Genomic DNA, 2,726 nt, shown 5'->3' with positions numbered 1-2,726 from the left:
CTGTTTGTTATTGACTTTAAAGGCTCGGTTGATGCCAAAGAAGTTGATAGCCTCAAGCGTGAAGTAAATGCGATCGTTAGTATCGCGACTGATCAGGATGAAGTGCTTGTTCGCTTATAGAGCGGTGGTGGTGTTGTCCACGGCTACGGTTTGGGGGCTGCACAGCTACAACGACTGATTGACCATGGTTTAAAGGTGACTATCGCGGTTGATAAAGTCGCTGCTAGCGGTGGTTATATGATGGCCTGTGTGGGCAATAACATTCTATCGGCGCCGTTTGCTTTCATCGGTTCGATTGGTGTAGTTGCGCAATTACCGAATGTTAACAAGTGGCTTAAAAATCATGATATCGACATTGAGCACTTCACGGCTGGTGAATATAAGCGAACATTAACGGTATTGGGTGAGAACACCGAAGAAGGACGTCGTATATTCAAGCAAGACTTGGAGTCGATCCATCACTAATTCAAAGAGCATGTCCAGCGTCACCGTCCTGAATTAGATATAGAAAAAGTGGCCACGGGAGAAGTTTGGACAGGTACTGAAGCGCTTGAATTGGGTCTGGTTGATGAAGTGATTACCAGCGATGCGTGGATGTTGAAGCAATTGGACACACACCGTATTCTTAAAGTGGAATACAGTATTAAGAAACCTCTCAGCGAACGTTTTGCAAAAGGCGCCGCGACGTTGGTCAATACGCTGAAATCTTCGTTTACACGCAGCGACGTGTAACCACTCGGCAGTTGCTGTGCGTTTAACGCATGGCAACTACCCCTTGATTTGCTTTTCTGCTAGGCTATGGCGGTTTTTTTAGTCCGATAGACAACAAAAAGGACGCTTATGAGCGATAATAAAAAATTAAGTCTGACGACCCGCATTGTCATCGGTATGGTGGCAGGTATCGTGCTGGGTATGGCGCTACGCTATTTTGCAGGTGATTCGGCATGGGTCGATAGTTATTTGACCAATGGTTTGTTTAATGTCATTGGTCAAATATTTATCACATCATTGAAGATGCTAGTGGTACCACTTGTGTTGGTGTCCTTGGTAGTGGGCACGTGCTCGTTAAGTGATCCAAGCAAATTGGGACGTTTAGGCGGTAAAGCGGTCGGTATGTATTTAATAACCACCGCTATTGCGATTTCGATTGCTATTTTCTCGGCGATTTTGATTCAACCCGGTAGTGGTGTCGAACGTGCAAGTGACGCGACCTTTGAGCCCTCTGAGGCGCCTTCGTTGTCGCAAGTGATTATTGATCTATTCCCGGATAACCCAATTACTGCGATGGCAGAAGGCAATATGCTGCAGATTATCGTGTTTGCCTTATTACTGGGTATCGCGATGGCATTGGTAGGGAAGCCTGGGGAGCGCATCAAGGGACTGTTTGAGGACTTTAATGAAGTCATCATGAAGCTAGTGGTGATTTTGATGAGCATTGCGCCTTATGGTGTTTTCGCTTTGATGGCTAAGCTCTTCACCGAAACCGGACTGGGCATGATATCCAGTCTGGCGAAGTACTTCTTCTTAGTGCTCATCGTGCTACTGATTCATGGGTTTATTATTCATCCATTCTTATTAGGCGTGCTGGCGCGTGTTAAACCGGGCATCTTTATTCGGAAAATGCGTGATGCACAACTCTTTGGTTTTAGCACTGCCAGTAGTAATGCAACCATGCCGATTACGCTTGAAACCGTGACTAAGCGTTTAGGCGTGAGTAACTCTGTCGGTTCGTTTACCGTGCCGCTTGGAGCAACCATTAATATGGATGGCACTGCCATCATGCAGGGCGTGGCGACGGTATTCATCGCCCAAGTGTATGGACTGGATCTGTCAGTCGCTGATTATCTCATGGTGATTCTCACCGCAACACTCGCATCGGTGGGTACGGCGGGAGTGCCTGGGGTTGGCTTAATCATGCTCGCGATGGTTTTACAGCAGGTGGGTCTGCCCGTCGAGGGGATCGGCTTAATTATCGGTGTTGACCGCCTATTGGATATGACTCGTACCGCAGTCAATGTGACCGGCGATGCCATGGTCAGTTGTGTGGTTGCTAAGTCGGAAGGCGACTTCGACGAAGAAGTCTTCTACGACAAAGAAGCTGGCAAAAAATTGGAAGAACTGTAGGTCGCGCCTTAGGCGCGACAATCCGGTTCATTTGAATCGATTAAACGGGCATACCACTATGAAACTTAAAGTCGCCATCCGGCGACTTTATTAATTCCGCCTCAATATTTGCGAAGAAAGCAATTCGCTCACTGATATCCTCACCGGCAATTTGCTGTGCCAAGGTTAGATAGTCTTGATAATGACGTGCTTCAGAACGCAACAGTGAAATATAGAACTGCCCTAAGCGCTCGTCTACGTGGGGTGCGATGGCGGCAAAGCGCTCGCAGGAACGCGCTTCGATGTAGGCACCACAAATTAACTTATCGATCAGTGCGGCAGGTTCGTATGTCCGTACGTGTGTCAGCAGGCCACGCGCATAACGACTCGAAGTAAGCTTGTCGTATTCGATACCCAGTTCCTGTGCTATCTCCAATACTTGGTAAAAATGATGCAACTCCTCCTTGATCAACATGACCATTTTGTCGATCAACTCCTGACTGTATGGACGGTCTGATTTTGGCACCATACGCTTATTGAGTTTGTTATGGTCAGCCAGTGCTCGCCAGTCACCTACAAGACGATAGGTGTAGTCTTCATAAGGTTTAAGCCATGCCAATAGC

The 2,726-nt window shown here is 47.4% G+C and carries 3 protein-coding genes and 1 pseudogene; 3 read left to right on the top strand and 1 reads right to left on the bottom strand.

What is annotated here, in order from left to right; all coding sequences use genetic code 11:
• From OS145_RS13715 to OS145_RS04795, 3 genes and pseudogenes are all read left to right on the top strand, one after another.
• Positions 1-120 (top strand): Periplasmic serine protease, ClpP family protein, encoded by a 120-nt coding sequence (locus tag OS145_RS13715; protein WP_006955094.1) that lies wholly within the window; start codon positions 1-3, stop codon positions 118-120.
• Between the two features lie 30 nt (positions 121-150).
• Positions 151-732: pseudogene (gene sohB, locus OS145_RS04800) on the top strand (protease SohB).
• A 108-nt stretch (positions 733-840) separates the two neighbouring features.
• The gene (locus tag OS145_RS04795) at positions 841-2,124 is read left to right on the top strand and encodes a dicarboxylate/amino acid:cation symporter (RefSeq protein ID WP_006955091.1); all 1,284 of its coding nucleotides are present in this window, start codon (positions 841-843) and stop codon (positions 2,122-2,124) included.
• Positions 2,125-2,164: 40 nt separating this feature from the next.
• Here the strand turns inward: OS145_RS04795 and miaE are convergent.
• Positions 2,165-2,726, bottom strand: a 562-nt coding sequence (gene miaE / locus OS145_RS04790; RefSeq protein WP_006955090.1) for a tRNA isopentenyl-2-thiomethyl-A-37 hydroxylase MiaE, incomplete at its 5' end; no start/stop codon positions are given.

The sequence above is a fragment of the Idiomarina baltica OS145 genome (assembly GCF_000152885.1).
Classification (GTDB): Bacteria; Pseudomonadota; Gammaproteobacteria; order Enterobacterales; family Alteromonadaceae; genus Idiomarina; species Idiomarina baltica.
Note: the sequence above shows the minus strand (reverse complement) of the source record. Positions and strands in the feature narration are given on the sequence as shown.